Source organism: Kitasatospora purpeofusca, from assembly GCF_034043715.1.
GTDB lineage: Bacteria > Actinomycetota > Actinomycetes > Streptomycetales > Streptomycetaceae > Kitasatospora > Kitasatospora purpeofusca_A.
The window spans coordinates 1-19,041 of record NZ_JAXCLC010000056.1; the positions used below are offsets into that span (position 1 = coordinate 1).

General features: G+C 71.8%; 14 protein-coding genes and 4 pseudogenes. 11 read left to right on the top strand and 7 right to left on the bottom strand.

Features of this window, described 5'->3' with window-relative positions:
• Window positions 1-216 precede the first annotated feature (216 nt).
• The 3 genes from SM793_RS25670 to SM793_RS25680 all read left to right on the top strand — a co-directional run bounded on the left by SM793_RS25670 (window position 217) and on the right by SM793_RS25680 (window position 2,654).
• Window positions 217-708: a hypothetical protein gene (locus SM793_RS25670; RefSeq protein WP_320440644.1), complete on the top strand. Its 492-nt coding sequence runs from the start codon at window positions 217-219 to the stop codon at window positions 706-708.
• A 471-nt stretch (window positions 709-1,179) separates the two neighbouring features.
• Complete coding sequence (locus SM793_RS25675) at window positions 1,180-1,557, top strand: hypothetical protein (protein WP_320440645.1); 378 nt, start codon at window positions 1,180-1,182, stop codon at window positions 1,555-1,557.
• Between the two features lie 626 nt (window positions 1,558-2,183).
• The gene (locus SM793_RS25680) at window positions 2,184-2,654 is read left to right on the top strand and encodes a hypothetical protein (protein ID WP_320440646.1); all 471 of its coding nucleotides are present in this window, start codon (window positions 2,184-2,186) and stop codon (window positions 2,652-2,654) included.
• 410 nt (window positions 2,655-3,064) lie between these two features.
• On the opposite strand, the gene SM793_RS25685 is transcribed toward SM793_RS25680, so the two are convergent.
• Both SM793_RS25685 and SM793_RS25690 read right to left on the bottom strand, forming a co-directional pair.
• Window positions 3,065-3,391, bottom strand: coding sequence for a nuclear transport factor 2 family protein (locus tag SM793_RS25685; RefSeq protein ID WP_320440647.1), 327 nt, complete (start codon window positions 3,389-3,391; stop codon window positions 3,065-3,067).
• A 31-nt stretch (window positions 3,392-3,422) separates the two neighbouring features.
• Window positions 3,423-4,607, bottom strand: coding sequence for a M20 family metallopeptidase (locus SM793_RS25690; protein WP_320440648.1), 1,185 nt, complete (start codon window positions 4,605-4,607; stop codon window positions 3,423-3,425).
• Between the two features lie 151 nt (window positions 4,608-4,758).
• Between SM793_RS25690 and SM793_RS25695 the strand changes: the two genes are divergently transcribed.
• The 4 genes from SM793_RS25695 (at window position 4,759) to SM793_RS25710 (ending at window position 9,857) form a co-directional block, all read left to right on the top strand.
• The gene (locus SM793_RS25695) at window positions 4,759-5,805 is read left to right on the top strand and encodes an Lrp/AsnC family transcriptional regulator (RefSeq protein WP_320440649.1); all 1,047 of its coding nucleotides are present in this window, start codon (window positions 4,759-4,761) and stop codon (window positions 5,803-5,805) included.
• Window positions 5,806-6,251: 446 nt separating this feature from the next.
• On the top strand, window positions 6,252-6,374 hold the full coding sequence (locus tag SM793_RS25700) for a hypothetical protein (RefSeq protein ID WP_320440650.1): 123 nt from the start codon (window positions 6,252-6,254) through the stop codon (window positions 6,372-6,374).
• A gap of 281 nt (window positions 6,375-6,655) precedes the next feature.
• Window positions 6,656-8,125 carry a CHAP domain-containing protein gene (locus tag SM793_RS25705; protein WP_320440651.1) on the top strand — a complete coding sequence of 490 codons (1,470 nt, stop codon included), beginning with the start codon at window positions 6,656-6,658 and terminating at the stop codon, window positions 8,123-8,125.
• Between the two features lie 265 nt (window positions 8,126-8,390).
• Complete coding sequence (locus SM793_RS25710; RefSeq protein ID WP_320440652.1) at window positions 8,391-9,857, top strand: hypothetical protein; 1,467 nt, start codon at window positions 8,391-8,393, stop codon at window positions 9,855-9,857.
• A gap of 202 nt (window positions 9,858-10,059) precedes the next feature.
• On the opposite strand, the pseudogene SM793_RS25715 reads toward SM793_RS25710, so the two are convergent.
• Window positions 10,060-10,329, bottom strand: a pseudogene (locus tag SM793_RS25715) (zinc-binding dehydrogenase); the annotation flags it as partial.
• Between the two features lie 30 nt (window positions 10,330-10,359).
• On the opposite strand from SM793_RS25715, the pseudogene SM793_RS25720 reads away from it, so the two are divergent.
• Window positions 10,360-10,545 (top strand): annotated as a pseudogene (locus tag SM793_RS25720) (NADP-dependent oxidoreductase); the annotation flags it as partial.
• A 343-nt stretch (window positions 10,546-10,888) separates the two neighbouring features.
• Here SM793_RS25720 and SM793_RS25725 read toward each other — a convergent pair.
• Window positions 10,889-11,221, bottom strand: a complete 333-nt coding sequence (locus SM793_RS25725) for a hypothetical protein (RefSeq protein ID WP_320440653.1) — start codon at window positions 11,219-11,221, stop codon at window positions 10,889-10,891.
• A gap of 121 nt (window positions 11,222-11,342) precedes the next feature.
• Window positions 11,343-12,533, bottom strand: coding sequence for a Mucin-2 (locus tag SM793_RS25730; protein ID WP_320440654.1), 1,191 nt, complete (start codon window positions 12,531-12,533; stop codon window positions 11,343-11,345).
• A gap of 891 nt (window positions 12,534-13,424) precedes the next feature.
• Between SM793_RS25730 and SM793_RS25735 the strand changes: the two genes are divergently transcribed.
• Entirely contained in the window at window positions 13,425-13,616 is a 192-nt protein-coding gene (locus SM793_RS25735) for a hypothetical protein (RefSeq protein WP_320440655.1), read from the top strand.
• A 19-nt stretch (window positions 13,617-13,635) separates the two neighbouring features.
• Here SM793_RS25735 and SM793_RS25740 read toward each other — a convergent pair.
• Window positions 13,636-14,636: pseudogene (locus SM793_RS25740) on the bottom strand (IS5 family transposase).
• Window positions 14,637-15,531: 895 nt separating this feature from the next.
• Between SM793_RS25740 and SM793_RS25745 the strand changes: the two are divergent.
• Window positions 15,532-15,768: a hypothetical protein gene (locus tag SM793_RS25745; RefSeq protein WP_320440656.1), complete on the top strand. Its 237-nt coding sequence runs from the start codon at window positions 15,532-15,534 to the stop codon at window positions 15,766-15,768.
• 92 nt (window positions 15,769-15,860) lie between these two features.
• On the opposite strand, the gene SM793_RS25750 is transcribed toward SM793_RS25745, so the two are convergent.
• Complete coding sequence (locus SM793_RS25750) at window positions 15,861-16,094, bottom strand: hypothetical protein (protein ID WP_320440657.1); 234 nt, start codon at window positions 16,092-16,094, stop codon at window positions 15,861-15,863.
• A 954-nt stretch (window positions 16,095-17,048) separates the two neighbouring features.
• On the opposite strand from SM793_RS25750, the pseudogene SM793_RS25755 reads away from it, so the two are divergent.
• A pseudogene (locus SM793_RS25755) lies at window positions 17,049-17,587 on the top strand (transposase).
• Window positions 17,588-19,041: the final 1,454 nt, after the last annotated feature.

Genomic DNA, 19,041 nt, shown 5'->3' on the forward strand with positions numbered 1-19,041 from the left:
GGAACGGCCGCCGACGACAACCTGTGCGACCCCCCACGGTCTACGGCAGCTCTGGGCCCCGCGTTCGCGGGCAGGTGGACGGGCCGGCGATGAACTCGATCGACCGCCGCTCCCGTTGCTCCCGGTGAGGGCCCGCCGGGCGACCACCCGACGCGTCGCCGCCCCGGCACCACCGGGCGGCCGACGAGGCCCCGCCCCGACCGATCAGGAGCAGACATGAACAAGATCAAGGCCGCCGTCGCGGCCCTCGCCGCCCTCGCCGGAATCGGTCTGAGCGCCGCTCCCGCCTCGGCGGGTGACATCAACATCCCCGCGCGCTGCAGCGACAAGCAGTTCGGCGGCAGCTTCCTGTGCGGCGGTGACTTCCGTGACGGCGTGACCTACTTCGGCTTCCAGGACGGAAACAGCGAGATCTTCGTGATCGGCACCGACAACGCCGTGTGGACGCGCTGGACGAGCGGCAGCTCCCACAAGCCGAGCAGCTGGACCTCCCTGGGCGGCTACTTCACGAGCAAGGTCGTGATCACCCGCCAGACCCTCGGCGGCGCCTTCACCATCACCTCGCGCGGCAGCGACTACAACCACATGTGGTCCCGGGACCGCAACCAGAACGGGAACTGGAACAACTGGTACGTCGACGGGCCGCCGATAGCCGGCGGCGGGAAGGCCGTACCCGGGACCCAGGAGCCCGCGGCGACCGCTCTCTGACCGCCCCCCGGCCGCTCCCGACCCCCTCCCCGCGCCCCGGCCGGCAGACCGCGACACTCGGGCGGACGGCTGTCGGGCGGACGGTCGTCGGGCGGACGACTGTCAGGCGGCGCGGTGCCCGACGGGCACTCCGCCGGACACCGCGCCGGACACGAACACCCGAAAGCGCCTACCGCCACCTGATCGGCGACCATCCCGACAGCGCCGGAGCCCGACGGCCACCGGCCGGCGCCGAAGCCACCCCGGGACCCAGCGACCGACGTGCCGACCGCGAGCCGATAGGTGGTCGCCCCGGGGATTTCGGAGGCAGGCCGTCCGACCAGCCGCGGTGTCCCAGTGGCCCGGACGGTCGAGCTCGTGGCCGAAGTCCTCGGCGCAAGAGGGTTCGGCGGCGTCTGAATGTGGTGGCCGTCCGGCGGTGGCAGGGGGTTGACTGGGCTCACGGTGCCACGTCGGCCGGGGAGGAAGTCCGTGGAGGATCCGGAGTTCAGGGTGGTCCTGACGGGGGCGGCCTACAACGGGCCGGGAGCGCTGAGGGCGATCCGCACGGTCACCGGCCGGAGCCTGTGGCAGAGCCGGCGGCTTCTCGACAGTGCACCGGTCACCGCCCGGGCCGAGCTTCCGTTCGGGGCGGCCGTGGCCGCTCTCAGGAGCCTGCAGGAGGGCGGTGTACAGGCCGCCCTGTGCTGCGAGTACTGCGAACGTCTGCTGCCCACCGACGGCGCACCCGTCGCCCCGGGCCCCTGCGAGTCCCCGTACTGGCCCACCGCCCACTGCCAGGCCAACTCCGAAACCGTCCGCGACCTCGACCGCTGCCCCTCCCACGACCCCGACCGGCTCCGCCCGTAGACACCGCCGACTGTCGCGTGCGCGGAAGGCGTTGCCGGAGGCGGTCGCCCGGCACCACCAGGGCAGCCCTGCGCTCCGGTGAGGCCAGGTCAGCGGGGCGCAGGCCGGCCGGGTGGCTCTGATCACATCGTTGGGTTCTGGCTCGACTTCCGGATTCTGGCTCAACCTGCGAACGGTAGAGATCATGGTTGACATGCATAGTCGGCCCGAGCAGGGCACAACCGAGACCACCAGCGGTCCCCAGCCGGAGTGGACCGAGGAGATAGGTCTTCAGACCATCGACACAGCAGGTTCGGTCCGTCACGTCAGCGTCCACCTCGGTGCCCCTTCCGCAGCCGTCATCGCACTCCTCGACGCCGGCTCACGTACGGAGTTCAGCGGGGCCGACTATCTCGACTGCCTCACCCGGGCCCGGCGACAGCTGGAACGTGACGGCCGCCTGCTCTGCTGCCAAGGCGCTCGGCCCAATGTCCACCCTTCGGGACAACTACGACAGTTCACCAACGGGCGAGAGGCGTACGTTCGCCACTCGGAACCTCCGAGCGAGGTCCCCGAGACGGTCGACATCTTCGCCCCGGCATCCCCCGAAAGCGTCGTGAATCTCGACGACCAACGAGCAGCGATCATTGCCTCCGCTCCTGGAACGCCAGGTCCTGCTCGACACGAACGGTGAGGCCGGACGCGCTCGCGCCTTGGCCGAGGCGGACCTCCGCGAGGGTCCGCCGTCACTGGAACCGGAGAGGGTCGAAACGAAGAGGTACGGGCTGACGGACGCTCTGGACGATCTCGCCGACGCGGGAGACCAGATCGAGCGCCTTGCGGTGGCCAGCTTCGTCCTCAACGCTGCGGCCGATCTGCTCTGCGACTACCACTACGCGTGGATCGGCAGTGGGAAGTGGCTGCCGCGGCGCCTTCTGGAAGCGGACGCGGAGCGTGGGGCCGCCCTGCTCGAAGGACACCTGCGCCTGTGCAGGTCGGGCGATCCGGGGCCCATGATCGGCGCGGCATCGGGGATTTCCGACCTGGTCGGCGGGCCTCTTCGCGAGGGCTACCGAAGAACGTGGAGACGCCGGTCCGAAAGTCGCCGTGCACGGTGAAGCGGCCGTCGAGCCCGAGGCCGGTGTTCAGGTCGGCTGCGACCGGGCCCTTGCCGCAGACGACAGCGTGGAAGTAGGCGTCCCACGCCGGCAGGCTCGTGCAGGCGGCGGCGAGGTCGTCGGCCGTCACCGCCTGGATGCCCGCGCGCAGGCGGGCGGCGCCGTGCGCTGTGCCGTACAGCGCGGCGTCGGCGGCGTCGTAGGAGCACGAGACGCGCCGGTCAGAAGCCGCTCTCAAGCCTCCGCACAGCGGCAGTGGCTCACCACGGAGGAGGCCGGCCGCCGGCAGCGGGTTCTGGTGGTCGACCAGGTGCGGCCGGTCGGCCCGGCATGAGGTCGGGCCGGCCGGCGCTGCTGTGCTGTCCGGGTGCGCTTCGGCTCGCTTGCCGGGCGGCACGGGTGCGGGCTGTTCAGCCGAGGAAGTCGACGCGGTCGATGAGGCCCTCGCGCACGCGGTAGGCCACCAGGACACGGACCGGCTCGGCGGCCAGGCCGTGGGCGATCTCGTGGTCGACCACCCAGTCGCCTTCGGTGAGCCGCCCCACGATCTGCGCCCGGCAACGGCCCTGGGCGAACTGGCCGGCGTACCGCTCGCGCAGGGCCGCCCGGCCCCGCAGGCGGCTGCCGTCGGCCCGGTGGATCGTGACGTCCTCGGCGTAGGTGGCGACGAAGGCGTCGATGTCGTGGTTGTTGTAGGCGGTGAGCTGCTGCTCGACCACGTCGCGCGGCTGGGTCATGCTTGATCGTTCCTTCTTCGGTGTACGGGGTTCAGGAGGCGAGGCGGCGGGTGGCGAGTTCGGCGTAGAGCGCGGCTCCGTCGGGGAGCACCGCGTCGTCGAACTCCGCGTAGGGCGAGTGGTTGAGCGGCAGGTCGTCGGGGTCGGTGCCCTCCGGGGCGGCGCCGAGCCACGCGAACGACCCCGGAACGGCCTCGAGCACCCGGGAGAAGTCCTCGGACCCGGTCATCGGGTTGGCCATCGTCACGAAGCGTTCCTCGCCGAAGACCTCGCGGACGGTGTCCGCCAGGAAGTCGCTCTCGGCCGCGTCGTTCACGGTCACCGGGTATCCGGGGGCGTAGTCGATCTCGGCGCGCAGGCCGTGGGCGGCGGCGACGGCCCGGACCAGTTCCACCACGGTGTCGGCGACCCTGGAGCGGGCCTCGGCGGAGAAGGTGCGCACGGTCGCCTCGAAGTGGGCGCTCTCGGGGATGATGTTGCGCTGGGTGCCGGCCTGCAGCAGCCCGACGGTGACCACCACCGGATCGAACACGTCGAAGCGCCGGGTCACCATGGTCTGCAGGGCGGTGACCATCTCGCAGGCCGCCGGGATGGGGTCCTTGGCCCGGTGCGGCATCGAGCCGTGGCCGCCCGCACCGTGGACGGTGACGTTCAGCGCGTCGGAGGCGGCGAGGATCGGCCCGCGCCGGGAGCTGAACTCCCGGTGCGGCATCGACGACGCCACGTGCAGGGCGTAGGCGGCGACCGGGCGCCCGCCCGCGGCGTCCAGCACGCCTTCGGCGAGCATGGCACCGGCCCCGTCCCAGCCTTCCTCCCCGGGCTGGAACATGAAGACCACGTCACCGTGGAGCTCCTCGCGCCGCGCGGACAGCAGGTGGGCGGCGCCCGCGAGCATGGTGGTGTGCAGATCGTGTCCGCAGGCGTGCATGGCGCCGTTGTCGGCGGCGAACGGCAGCGGGGCCTTCTCGGTGACCGGCAGGCCGTCCATGTCGGCGCGCAACAGCACCGCCGGCCCCGGTTGCCCGCCGCGCAGTACCGCGGTGACCGAACTCAGCGCGGAACCCTCACTCACCTCCAGCGGCAGGCCGTCCAGGGCCCGCAGCACCCGCTCCTGCGTACGCGGGAGGGCGAGGCCCAGCTCGGGGAACCGGTGCAGGTCGTGGCGGAGCCGGACCAGGTCCGGGGCCAGCCCGAGAGCGTCGTCGTACAGGGACACGGGGTACCTCCGTCGAATCCGCCTGCGGCGGAAAGTTGTGCCGAGTGATCTCGTTCGGTGATTGTGGTTCTCGCCGCGGGAGTTTCCCGCGATCTCGCAGGATCACGCCACCAGGAGGCGCTCCGATGAACGAATCCACCGGATGTGGCCGGTGAGCGGTGACGAGGTGAGGGTGGACGAGCTGGACCTCGCCCTGGTGAACGCGCTGCAACTGCGGCCCCGGGCACCCTGGTCGCTGCTCGGCCAGACCCTCGGGATCAGCCCGGTCACCGCGGCCCGCCGCTGGCAGCGACTCTCCGAGGCCGGGATCGCCTGGGTGACCGCCTACGGCCTGCCGCATCCCGAGGACCGCGGCTGCGTCGCCTACCTCGACCTCGACTGCGCTCCCGGCCGGATCGGGCAGCTCGCCGACGAGCTGGCCGAGGACCCCCACGTGATGAGCATCGAGCACTTCTCCCAGGGCTGCGACCTCGTCGTCACCGCCGCTTTCACCGACCTCGCGGCGCTCTCCCGGTACACCGCCGAACGGCTCGGCCGACTCCCCGGAATCAACGCCGTCCGGGTCCACCTGGCGACCGGCTTCTACGCCGAGGGGATCCGCTGGCGACTGGACTCACTGGACCCCCCCCAGCGCGTCGAACTGCACGACGACCAGCCGACGGGTGGCGGGAAACCGTCCGCGGCGCGGGCCGAAGTCCGCGAGGAAGACCGGGAGTTGCTCATCAGACTCGGCGTCGACGGCCGCCTCGACCAGGCCGGGCTCGCCGCCGCCACCGGCCTCACTCCCTCCACGCTGCGCCGCCGCCTCGACCGGCTGGCCGCCAGCGACGCGATCCGCTTCCGCTGCGAGATCGCCGCCCGCGACGCCGGCCGGCCGATCCTGGCGACCTTCCGGGCCGACCTCCCCCCGGACCGGCTCGACACGGTCGGCCCCCAGCTCGCCAGACTCCCCGAGATCCGGCTGTGCGTATCCGTCACCGGCCCGCACAACCTCGTCCTGTCGGTCTGGCAGCGCTCCCTCGCCGACGTCCAGCGCCTGGAGACCTCGCTCGCCCGCAGGTTCCCCGACCTGCGGGTGGCCGAGCGGCGGGTGTCGCTGCGCACCGTGAAACGGATGGGCCGGATCCTCGACGCCGACGGACGCGCGGTGCGCGCCGTTCCCATGGACATCTGGCGAGACCCGATCCCAGAAGCCTGACCTGTCGTTCAGGTGGGCCTGCGCAGTGCCCGGAAGGACGACGACAGGGGGCTCGCCGAACGCAGCCGCCACGCCGCATCGACCCCGGCGCGCGGTCACTCGTACAAGGGGGTACGTGACGACCCGTACGCCGACACCCGCGAACGTCACACACGCCCGCCGTGGCCGCACCTGCGGACGGCGTTGTCACAGCGGACCACACGGCTGCCGGCCGCTCCCGGCCCCGCGGGCCGGATCGGGCCGGATCGGGCCGGATCGGGCCGGATCGGGCCGGGGACGTTTCCGTCCACCCAAGAACCCTTCCGCCCGGCCTGAGCTGCGACGAAGCTAGTGATCGCCGCCAGGGAGCACCGCTTCGGGGCGGCGGACCGGACGGAGCGTCACCACGGGACGTGAGCCGGGTCCACCGCGCCGGCACCCCCTCTTTCTCCCGAAGGAACACCGCCATGCTCCGCGCCGCTCCCGCCCTCACCGCCACCGCCACCGCCACCGCCACCGCCACCGCCACCGTGGTCTGCTCCCCGGCCCCGGCCGCCGGCAGCGACCACGCCACGGCGTACCGGGGCTGACGGACCGGCCGCCCGACAGCCACCGCCGCTACCACCACCGCCACCGCGTCCGCTCGGGGAGCTGCCACAATCGGCGCCCCCTGGTCAGGACGGTCGCACCGCGCCGACCGCGCCCACGGCGACAACGCGCCCCGCACCGCACCGCACCCGCGCTGCAACGCCTCGCGTCTCGTCCCCGCCGCCTCACGCACTTTCCGCCGGGGTGCCGAACCGCCCCGACGCATCGCAACACGACCGACCTCCCACCGCCGCTCGTCCGCCTGTTGACTGGAGTACTCACCATGTCCGTGTTCACCGCCCGCCGCAGCGCCGCCCTCGCCCTCGCCACCGCGATCGTGCCGGTCAGCCTGGCCTTCGGCGCCTCCTCGGCCCACGCCAGCGTGGGCTCGAACATCACAGGCATCGCGCTGGCCAACAACTACAAGACGGCCTGCGCGACCAACAGCGGTGGCAGCACCGGCTTCTACTCCAGCTGCACCGGCAACGGCGGCCAGCCCGAGAACTGGTGCGCGGACTTCGCCAAGTGGGTGTGGGCGCAGGCGGGTGTCAACGTCTCGGGCCTGACCCCGGCGGCCGGCAGTTTCGGCCAGTACAACGGCGGCCTGCACAGCACCCCGCACGTCGGCGACGCGGTCGTGTTCAACTACAACGGCGCGGGCTACGCCGACCACGTCGCGATCGTCGCGGAGGTCAGCGGCGGCCAGATCAAGACGATCGGCGGCAACGAGGGCGGCCAGCGCGGCAACTTCGCCGCGACGTCGCGGGTGCGGCTCGACGGGCCGTACAACTCGGCGCTCGGCTACAGCTCCTACATGGGCCAGTCGATCAGCGGCTACGCCTCCCCGATCGGCGGCACGGACACCACCCCGGCCCCCGCCCCGGCCCCCGCCCCGGTGGCCAAGGACGTCACCAACCTGTTCGCCCTCGGCTCGGGCGGGACCGTCTTCAACGCGGGCGGCGACTTCGCGTCCGGCGCGTGGAGCGCGTTCCAGCAGGTGCCCGGCAACAGCGGCATCAAGCAGGTCTCCGCCGTACAGATCGGCTCCGTCGTCCACCTGTTCGTCATCGGCTCGGACGGCACCGTGTACACCGCCGACGGCGACACGGCGACCGGTTCGTGGAGCGCCTTCCAGGCGGTACAGGGCAACAGCGGCATCAAGAAGATCGCGGCCACCGCCGTCGGCAGCACCGTCCACCTGTTCGCGATCGGCTCCGACGACACCGTGTACACCGCCGACGCCAACTATGCGACCGGCACGTGGAGCGCCTTCCAGGCGCTGCCCGGCAACAGCGGCATCAAGAAGATCGCGGCCACCGCCGTCGGCAGCACCGTCCACCTGTACGCCGTCGGCTCCGACGACCGGATCTACACCGCCGACGGCGACTACGCGGCCGGCACGTGGAGCACCTTCCAGCCGCTGCAGGGCAACAGCGGCATCCAGGAGATCACCGCCGTCACCACCGGGACCACGGTGCGCCTGTTCGCCACCGGCTCCACCGGGACCGTCAACGCCGCCGACGGCAACTACGCGAACGGCACGTGGAGCACCTTCCAGCCGCTGCCCGGCAACAGCGGCATCAAGAAGATCACCGCCAACGCCGTCGGCAACACCGTCCACCTGTACGCCGTCGGCTCCGACGACCGGATCTACAACGCGAACGCCAACTACGCGAACGGCTCCTGGAGCACCTTCCAGCCGCTCCAGGGCAACAGCGGCATCCAGGAGATCACCGCCACCTCGGGCGCCTGATCCCACCCGGGCAGGACCGCAGGACCGTCCACCCGGCCCCGGGGCTCCACCCCGGGGCCGGGCCGGATCCCGGTGCCCTCACTGCCCGGTGCCCCCGCTGCCCGGTGCCCCCGCTGCCCGGTGCCCTCGCCGCTCGGGCCACAGGCACCGGGGACGCGCACCCCGCCCCACCTCCTCTCCGCCACCGGCCCCTGCCCGCCGCCCCCGAGCCCGTGCTCCGCGCCTCGTACCCGGCGCCCCGAGACCCAGGAAGAACCGCATCCTCATGAGCAAGCAGTTCCGCAAGCTCCTGCCCGCCACCGCCGCCGTCGCCGCGCTGCTGTCGCCCCTCGCGGTCACGGCCACCTCCGCCCACGCCGCCCTCCAGCCCGACCGTTCCTGCGGAACCGTCACCGACGCGGACTCGGCGGCCGCCGCGAGCCTCAACACCGTCCTCACCGGCAAACTCGCCCATGCGATGACCGCGTACCGGTTCTCCTGCGCCCGGGCCATCGTCGCCGCCACCCGCGCCCACGACCTGCCCGACCAGGCCGCCGTCATCGCCGTCACCACCGCCATCGTCGAGTCCGAGCTGCGCAACAACCCGAACGTCCTCGACGCGAGCAGCGTCGGACTCTTCCAGCAGCAGACGTGGTGGGGCAGCACCGAGGAACGCCTGAACCCGGCCTACTCCACCAACGCCTTCCTGGACGGGATGCTGCGGGCCTACCCCAACGGCAGCTGGAAGACCCAGCCGGTGGGCGTCGTCTGCCAGAAGGTCCAGGGCTCCGCCTTCCCCAGCGCCTACCAGCCCCAGGCCACCGACGCCCAGCGCATCGTCGCCGCGATGACGACCGCCCCCGCCCCCGCACCCGCACCCGCCTCCAAGGCGCGAGTCAGCACCGTCGGCTCGGACGGGGCGCTCTACGCCACCGACGGCGACTACGCGGGCACCGGCTGGTCCGGCACCTGGGCCACCCAGGGCGGCACCGCGCTCAAGGCAGTGGCGAGCGCGGTCACCGGCAACACCATGCACGTCTACGCGCTCGGCTCCACCGGCCACGTCTACACCAAGGACGCCGACTACACCACCGGCCAGTGGAGCAGCACCTGGACGGAGGTCCCCGGCGGCGCCGAGGGCGCCGGCGCCGTCAGCGCCACCACCATCGGCAACCGCGTCCACCTGAACATCATCGGCTCCGACGGCGCACTCCACACCACCGACGCCGACTACGCGGGCACCGGCTGGTCCGGCACCTGGGTGGCCCTGGGCGGCACCGGCCTCAAGTCCCTCGCCAGCACCGTCACCGGCAACACCATGCACGTCTTCGCCCTCGGCTCCACCGGCCACGTCTACACCATGGACGCCGACTACAGCACCGGCCGCTGGAGCGACACCTGGACGGAGGTCCCCGGCGGCGCCGAGGGCGCCGGCGCCATCACCGCCGCCGCGACCGGCAACCGCGTCCACCTGAACATCGTCGGCTCCGACGGCGCGCTCCACACCACCGACGGCGACTACGCGGGCACCGGCTGGTCCGGCACCTGGACCACCCAGGGCGGCACCGGCCTCAGGGGGGCGGTGGCGAGCGCGGTCACCGGCAACACCGTGCACGTCTACGTCCTCGGCTCCACCGGCCGCGTCTACACCAAGGACGCCGACTACACCACCGGCCAGTGGAGCGGCAGTTGGGCGGAGGTCCCCGGCGGAGCCGACAACGCCGGCGCCATCACCGCAAGCACCACCCGCTGAAACCCACCCACTGAGACCCACCGCCGCCCCGACCGCCCCGCCCCACGCCGACCGACAGGCCGCCGGGGCGGGGCCGCCCGGGCATGACCGCCGAGGCAGGGCAGCCGAGGCCGGGCAGGCGGGGCAGGGCAGCCGAGGCAGGGCAGCCCGGGCAGGGCAGCCGAGGCAGGGCAGCCGGGGCAACGGACCCTCCGAAACGGCTTCACCCTCCGCCGACAACCCGCCCTTCGGCGCCCGGCACCGGGCTGGACCCGGCCCGAACGACCAGAACCCGGCGCCCCCGGGTATGGCCGGCGCGGCTGTCGGCGTGGGCCACCGCCGCCTCGCCGAGCGGGTACGACCTCTCGACCGGGATGCGGAGCCCGCCCCGCGAGATGAGGTCGACCGCCTCGGCCAACGCGTCCGGCACACTCCCCGCCACACCGGAGAACCGGACACCCAACCGCGGCGCACCGAGGTCGGCGATCGAGACGTGGTCCACAGTGATGGCCTCGACGAGGCGGAGGTCGGTGTGGGGTGGGGGCAGGCGCTGTTGGTGAGTGGTGCGTCGGGTGGTGTGGGGTCGGCGGTGTTGCAGGTCGCTCGTGCGCGTGGCATCAGGGTGATCGGTACGGCCGGGGCCGCGAATCAGGACTACCTGCGGGGTCTGGGTGCTCTGGCCACGACCTACGGCGAGGGGTGGGCAGAACCGGCGCCCACGCGCAGCAGCTCACCCACTCCCGGCTCAGCAACATCTGTCCCCCGGCGATGTCCCCCGACGGCACCTGGCTCGCCATCTGCGGTTCCGACAGCAGCATGCGGCTCTGGGACCACGCCACTGACACCCAGACCGCCGTCGATGCGGGCGGCCGCGGCGCGGACGGCGGGGTCCTCCCGTCGGCGCATCGGCCCTCGACTCCCTCGCTCCCGGCCGGTGTGAGGTTCGCGCAGACCTTGTCATAGGTGGATTGCCGGCAGTCCAGCAGCCTCGCCTGGAGAAGCACAAGAGGCGGTACCACCGGCCGGTGGTACCGCCTCTTGCTATGCACCTACTATGACTCGGCGAGGTTGTCAACGAGTTGCCAGGCGAGCCGGGTACCGGCCGCTTCGAAGCCCTGGCGGAGGTTTTCCAGCGCGGCGTGGATTTCCTGCCATGGCTGATCACCTACGGGGGAACAGTCCAGGTAGTACGTCGAACGCTCGATGCCTGGCTGCCAGGGTGCATCACCCTTGAGGTCGGACGTCGTGCCGATCTCGATCTCCCAGTCATCGGCAAAGACGATGAACGGGTTGTGGTTGAAAGTGTCCAGAGCATCAGCCGTAATCTGAGGCACCTGCTCCTCATCGATCTCGCCGATGATGATAGCCCGAATGAAGAGCTGCAATTATATTCCTTCGGTGGATCCATGTGATCTCATCAGCGACCGCTTGGCCGCCTTCGTATCCGGGGGCCACTCGGACAAGCCAGAGGGGAGCGGCGCAGGGTCGGGCGGTTCTGCTCGGCGGTCAGGCGGGAACGCCGGCCCGGTTCAGGACGGCGGCCATCTCGTCCTCGGGGAGCGCCGGGTTGGCACCCGCGCTGGAGGCCAGTTCAGGGACGTGAAGTGCCTCACGGAGCCGGTGGAGCGGGAGGCGCGGGTCGCCGGCCGCCGCCTGGCGTGTCCAAACCGCGGGGTCATGGCTGAGCCGCGCGATCAGCGTGGGTGTGGCGGCCGGATCCCGGACGGCCAGCCGTCGGTAGTTGCCGTCCGGGTGGTCCGCGTAGCGCGCGGCGAGACCCTCGCGGGGGAAGCGGGGGTGCGTCTCCGCCATCCAGGCGGAGAATGTACCGCCGAGCCGTGCGTACACACGCATCAGGACCTCCTCCGGGGTGTCGGGGTGGTGCACACTCAAGAGGTCTTCCACCAGGGGGTCCTCCGTGCGTGCGAGCAGGCGCATAAGGTCGGGCGGCAGGCGGGGGCTCTGGGAGGCGGTGCGCCGGAGCAGCGGGTGAGCGGAGGTCGCGGCCCGTCGCAGCACCTCGGTGTCGGCGAGCCCGTCCCGTACCCACTCGACGTTCCCCCTGTCGAAGTCCCCGACCGTGAAGTCGATCGTCATGCGCCGCGTCTCGCCGAGTTCGGGCCTGAGGGAGACCGCGAGCCGCACGGCGTCGTCGGGGTCGACGGCGAGCTGCTCCACGAGGTCGGCGGGCAGCGACGGGTTCTCGGCGAGGGCGGCCAGGTGTGTCCGCTCGACAACGCATCGTTCGGCGTCGGCGCGGTCCAGGAGTCCGCGGCGCAGCGCCTCGGCGGCGGACTTGGGATCAAGGAGGAGTTCGGCGGTGACGCGTGCGTCCCGTCGACACTCCAGGAGTGCGGCGGCCCGCCGCACCTCGGGGTCGGGGTCGGCAAACAGCGCTGACCGCTCGCCCGGCGGCAGCTTCTCCCGTGCACGCGCCGCGATTCGGCGCGCTGCCGGATCGCGGTGCGTGGCCAAGGAGGCCACGAACGCCGGCGGGAGGTCTGGTGAGTCCAGCAGGGCTGTCCGTACGGAAGGGTCGGGGTCGTCGAGCAGGCGGGCGCACACGGCGTCCGGCAGCGGCGCGAGCGTCGTACGCGGGTCGCACCACTCGGGTCCGTACGCGAGAGCGGCCCGCACCTCGGGGGAAGGGTCGTCCGCGAGCCGGGCCCGCTGCGCGGGCTCGGCCCCGTTGCTCATCGCGAAGTCGATCCGAGCACCCGGGTTCGGGTGAGCCAGGATCACCTCGACGGCCGGCCCGGGGAGTCCAACCCGCTGGAGAGCGTGACGGGGCGGGCCGTCACCGCTGCCGTCGAAAGCGAGCAAGCACAGCAGCAACGGTGTCGGCAACGCCGGGTTACGGGCGACCCCGTCCAACGCGGACGCGTGGAACGCGACCATGATTCCCCTCCCCTGTGTCTCCGATGGCTGGCCCACGACCATGATCCCCCGCCGCCAGACCGTCGGATGCTTAACGGGAAGGCCTGCTCGTATCGAATCCCCCTGCGCTGTCGCTCTCCTGCCGCCTCGCGGTCGCTTCTGACGTGCTGGACGTCACCGCTCCCAGGGCTGCGTCAAGCAGCACGGCCGTGTGGGGGGAGGCTGGTGTCCGGGCGGGGGTCTCCCCCAGGAAGCGGGTCAACCGCAGTGCAGCACGTCGGCGGTGCAGCGGCCGGGTCGACTGCTGCACCGCCCGGTGCCGCACCCGGATCGGATGCAGCACCACTCCTTGCTGCACCTGCTGCTTCTTCGCGGACCTTGGCCTCGGCGCGGTCGACCTTGCTGCGGCACGAGCGCGAGCAGTAGGTGCGCGGCCGCCCGGTGCGCGGCCTGGGAACCGGGTTCGCGCAGCCGGACCGGGCGCACTGCGGGGCCGGTGGAGCGTCGTCGGCCGGCTGGTCGGTGGCGGCGGTCGGCAGGCGCTGTCCATGCCCGGGATCGTAGCCGCCGGGGCTGACGGTCCGTCCTGGATTTCGCCCCGCTGTTGGGTGTGGGGCGAAACCCAGGGCGGTGGGTGGTGCGGGTAGGTGGGTGTGGCCTGTGCTGGTGGGCCCGGCCGGGGGCCCGTCACAGGTTCTGGAGGTAGACCTGGTGGACGGTGCGGGCGGCGTGCTCCGGGGTGGCGTGCAGGCGTGCTTCCAGGGTGACCGGGTCGCCGATGAAGTAGCCCTCGCAGACCGCGACCCAGCTGTCGCCGCCGTCGAGGCCCCGCTCGACCCAGCCGACCTGGTGGCCCTCACCGAGGACCAGCAGGACGTCCGGCTGGACCGTCCAGCCGGCTAGGGCACGTATTCGATTGTGATCAATGGGTTCGGGTGAGGTCCGTGATCCAGATCATTGCGCCGCGGAGGTGAAGGCCGGCGAGGTAGCTTTCCGGGCTCTTGTCGTACCGGGTCGCGATGCCTCGCCAGGCCTTCAGCTTGTTGATAAGGCGCTCGACGGTGTTCCGCTCCCTGTAGAGCTCGGCGTCGTGGCTGACAGGCCGGCCGCCCCGGCTGCCCTTCTTCTTCCGGTTGGCGGCCTGGTCCCTCTTCTCCGGGATGACCGCCTTGATGCGGCGTTTGCGCAGGTGGGCACGGTTGCTGCGGGACGAGTAGGCCTTGTCCCCGGCGACCGCGTCCGGTCGGGTGCGGGGACGGCCGACGGGTCCGCAAACCCGGACCTTCTTCAGTACGGGGATGAACTGCGGGCTGTCCGCGGCCTGGCCCTCGGTCAGGACGAACACCAGCGGGCGGCATTTCCGCTCACCGGCAACGTGGATCTTGCTGGTCTGCCCACCCCTGGAGCGTCCGAGCAGGGCTTCCTTCAGTCGGAGCCTGCGCCGGCGCCGGATGCGTCGCCGTTCTTCCCGTTTCGGGTCACCTGAGGCGTCCCGCCCGTCTTGTTCCTCCGGGCCTCCCCCTTTTGCCGGGCCTTCTCCGCCTCCTCGGCAGCGCTCTCCAGGGCGGTCATGGTGTCGGAGTCGAGGTGCATCCCGGCGGCGTCGTGGTGAGCGCGCACGGTGGTGGAGTCCACGCTGACCAGGGACAAGTCCACCTCGCCGCGCTTCGCGGCTTCCGCGATCACGCCCTCCATCAGGGCTTCGAAGACACCGGCGTCCCTCCACTGCCGGAACCGATTGGAGACGGTTGACCACGCACCGAACTCCTCCGGCATCTCCCGCCACTGCCCGCCCGTCCGGAATCACCGGATCACGCCCTCGAACTGCTGCCGCAGCCGCTCCGGGTACGGGCCGTACTCGCCGATCGGCAAGTACGGCCCGATCAATGCCCACTCCGCATCCGTCAGTTGCGCTCGCGTCACACACCACGGTCTACCGGATCAGGACCCGCCGCGAAGACGAAATCGCACAGATTGACCACGACCGAACACGCGCCCTAGCATCGGATCAGGCCCTGGGCGCCTGAGACAGACAACCGCTACTGCGAGAGGCCGAGGCGAACATCAGCGCCAATCCGCTTCCTCACAGGGCGATGCGCGGTGAGGAGCACCACGAGGCACCGGACGCGTTCGGTATCGCTCCGCTCCGCACCCAGACCTGTCGTCCTTCCAGCCGCAGCGGCAGGCGACCTACGGGGCGAGCGACAGATGAAAGATGCTCACACCGCAAGGTATCGAGCCTCCAGGGCCACGGGGCTGTCGGCGCGCCGAGCCGCATGCCCCGGTCCTGTGGCCCCGGGTGTCCGGTACGGCAGGACCACTGGGGCGGACGGACAGTCCTGACCGTGCGACGGCTCGCGTTCATACGCTTCCTCCACGACCAGGGCCTCTCCCAGAGCCGTCAGCCCCAGCCGATCGCCGCGACAGCCGTGCTGTCCTTCCACGACGCCGTCGAGCTGTTCCTCGTCCTGGCCGGCGAGCACCTGCAGGCGAACCTGCCCACCCAGATCAGCTTCGCCGAGTACTGGAGCAAGCTCGAACCCCGCCTCCCCGCCGGCACCCAGCTGCCCGCCAAGAAGGCCATGGAGCGGATGAACAAGCCCCGTCAACCTGAAGCACCACGGAACCATCCCCTCGCCCTCCGACATCGGGCAAGTCCGAGAGGACGTGGGACGCGACCGCGCTCGTATTCGGCTGCGACTTCCGCACCATCGACAGGAGCGACCTCGTCACCGACCAGGCCGTCGCCACCCGGCTGCGCACCGCTCAGGAGTACCAGGACGCCGGGAAGACCATCGAGGCCCTGGCCGAACTCCGGGTGGCCTTCGACGATCTCCTGATCAACCATTCCCGAGCGAAGAAGTGGCCCTCCCGCGCCGGCGGCCCGTTCTCCCTCGAACCGCCCCTGCGCTTCGGTGACAGGGGCGAGCTGCCTTCGATCGGACAGCTCGCCGGCGCCGTCGAGAAACTGCAGCAGGCCCTGCGGGTGATCAGCGTCGGCATCGACTACAGCCGCTCGGTGGCGATTGCGCGTGCCTGGGGCCGCGCGCGATGAGGTCGAGGTCGAAGTCCACGGCCGCGATCGGTGCTCTGCTAGACCTCCGGCCTGCGCGGGCGGGCACTGCAAGGCGATCTCGTTCGTGATGCCTAGGCCGCCCACAGCGACTCCCGGCTCGCCGCCCGGGCACCCCACCAGGCGCCCGCCGCGCCCTGCGGATCGGCCGGCCGGCTGCACGGGACCAGCAGCGGGTGCCACCACTCGCGCGGGGTACCGGGGGCACGGTAGCCGACGACGGCGACGAATCCGCCCGGGCGTACGAGCGTGTCGAGGGCGGCCAGGACGCGCGGGCGGTCGAGCCAGTGGAAGGTGTCGGCGATCACGGCGCCGTCGAAGGAGCCCGGGGCGTCCGCGGGCTTCGGGTCACCGGGCTCGACGCCTCGCTGTCAGGTTGGTACCGATCCGCCCGGGTGCGTACCACAACCACAGAGGAAGCAGCGGCTCTCACGGCCGCACCGGCACACTCGCAGTCGTGGAACAGGGGCGGCACGGGACCCGTACACGTGCCCTCGTCAGGCCGCCAAACGCTAGGTTGGGCTGGCGATGGACTGCTGCTCGAGCCGGCTCGTCGGCCTGTTCCGTCGGTCAGGTCCGGGAGTTGACCCGCCATGCGTGTGTCCGTCGGCTTCCGTTGGTTTCTGGGGCGGGGACGGTGGTCGATGCCTGGTGGTCTGCGCGTGGATGGGCGACGCGGCGCGGGTGCGGGGTCGAAGGGATAGGTTCGTCACGGTCGGCCTGGCGAACTGGCGGCGTGCCGGGGAACCCGGGTGCGGGAGAGGGGCGCAGGGTGGAGGGGAGCAGCACCCGGGGGGTTCCCGGTTGGGTGCGGGCGGCGGTTCGGTGGGTCCCGTGGTGGGCGGGGCTGCTGGTGGCGGCGTCCGGATGTGCGGTGCTGCGGGTGGCCGGTCCGTGGCGCGGCTGGGAGCCCGGTCTGCGGGCCTCGCTGGTGGCCGCGTTGGTAGTGGCCGCCCGGCAGTCGGCGGCCGGACGTGCTGCCATGGACGTGGCGAGGTTCCTGGAGGCGCCTCGGTGGAGGGCCTTCGCCGAGTCGGACGCCGACTTGAACGGGGTCGCGGCCGCCCGGCGTCACGACGCGATGCATCGGGCTGTCGAGCGGGTGCGCGAGTTCGCCGACCTGCACGGGTTCGGGCATATGAGTGTCGGCATCCCGTGCCCCACGGTGTCCGGGTATGTGGAGGCGTCCTCGGTCCAGGATGGCCGTGACCGCGGCGGCGCTCGGGGCCTGGGTCGTCTTCGAGGACGAGGCCGGGTTCGCGATGACGCCGCCGCGCGCCCGCGCCTGGGGCCGGCGCGGACACACACCTGTCGTCCGCGTCCGGGGGCGCTCCCGCCGCCGGATCTCGGTGGCCGCGCTGTGCTGCTACAAGCCCGGGCAGAAGAGCAGGATGATCTACCGTCCCCGTTTCCATCTGCTGCTCAAAGGTGCCCGTAAGAGCTTCGCCTGGACCGACTACCGCGACCTTGCCGTCCGGGCGCATCTCCAGCTCGGCGGCCCGATCGTGCTGGTCTGGGACAATCTGAACACGCACCTGGCCGTCGGCATGAAGCGGTACGCGGCCGAGCACGACTGGCTCACCGTGTTCCAGCTTCCCTCGTACGCGCCGGACCTCAACCCGGTCGAAGGCCTCTGGTCGTCCTGCGACGCGGCCCGATGGCGAACACCGCCTTCACCGACCCCGACCACCTCACCCGCACCTTTCGCCGGGGCCTGCGACACATCCAACTCCGGCCTGCCCTCATCGACGGGTGCCCCGCCGGCACCGGACTGTCGCTCGCTCCACCGACCCCACCCTGAAAACCTCAGTAGTCGGTGCGCACGGCCGGGCCGCGCCGCCGCTTCAGGCGGCCGATGCACCGCTCGACCGCGTCCCGTTCCTTGTGGGCCCCGGTGTCGAAGCCGAGCGGGCGGCCTGCGCGTGAGCGCGCCGAAGCCGGTTGCAGGGCTTCAGGGGTAATTCGAGGCCGCCAGCGCCACGAACGCCTCCTCGGGCGGTCGGCCATGTCCCTCCCCGTCCGCTTCCCTGCCGCGCATCGTAGCCGTGGCGTTCGGCGTAGAACCCGGCGATCGGGCCGCAGCCCAGCGGATGGCTGTCACCACGTGGACCCGGCCTGCGGCCAGGTCACGGTCCTCGCATCCCACGAGGACCGTGACCTGCTTGCATCCCGCGCACCGGCCACAGTGGGGCCACCCGCAAACCGACGTCCGCCCGTGACCCACGGCCGAGCGTCCATGCTGTCGGGCGCGGCCAGCTCCGTCGGGCTGCTCCTGGCGCAGGGTGATCGGTGGTCAGGACGGTTGCCACGGGTCCGCTCCCCGCGCCGGGCCCCAGACCCGGCCTGACCGGCCGGGCCCGGGGGCCTCGATCGGCTTCTCACGGCGGCGACGCAAAAGCGATCACCGTGCTGTAGTGCTTGTCGAACGTGAGCAGCATGGGCCGACTGAGACGCTGGGCGAGGTCGGCGTTGACTCAGTCGCCCAGGCCGAGTTCCTGGCCGAGGTGGCGGCGCATCAGCTCCTCTGCCTCGACGAGCAGGGGCCGGTCGATGGTTACGATCTGGACGCAGCCCTGGCCGACAAGCGCCCCGAGCCGTGTGACAGCGTCGACCGCGGCCCGCGCGGCGCGGGGGGTGGTCCAGCTCAGCCAGCACCAGCGACGAGATGACCAGGGTTCGTGGCAAGTTTAGCGCCTCCACTCCAGCCGGGTGGAGAACGTCGCGGCCGTTGAAGGCGCTGAGCAGCACACCGGTGTCGGCGACCGCCAAACAGCGGCGGCGCGGTTGGCGGGGGTCATCGGCCGAGGCCGTCGGCCAGGTACTGGTCCACGAGGGCGGCCAGGTCGGATGGGCCGTCGAACAGGGCCCAGTCGGCGAACTCGCTCTCGCCGATCGCGGTCGAGGGCAGCTTCAAGGTGCCGGAGGCGTACTTCAGGGCGAGGGCCTCGCCGGGCGGCCAAGTACCGCGGCGAGATGACGGAGCGCCTCAGCCTCCAACCGCTCCCGGTGACGCTGGGATGATCGACGGCTGCGCCTGCGGCTCCGGGGCCGGTTCCGACTGGGGCTCGTCTTCACTCCGTCCAGAAGGCAGGCATTGAAGGTCGACGGCAGCGACAAGCAGGCGGCCTGCGGGCCGGCCCCACGAGGCTCGGCTCGATTCCAGGGCGACGACCCACGGGCAGAGCCAGCCCGGGGTCATCAGGTACTTGTTCGCGCCGTGGCCACAGGTACGACAGGACGAACGCGCACCACTGT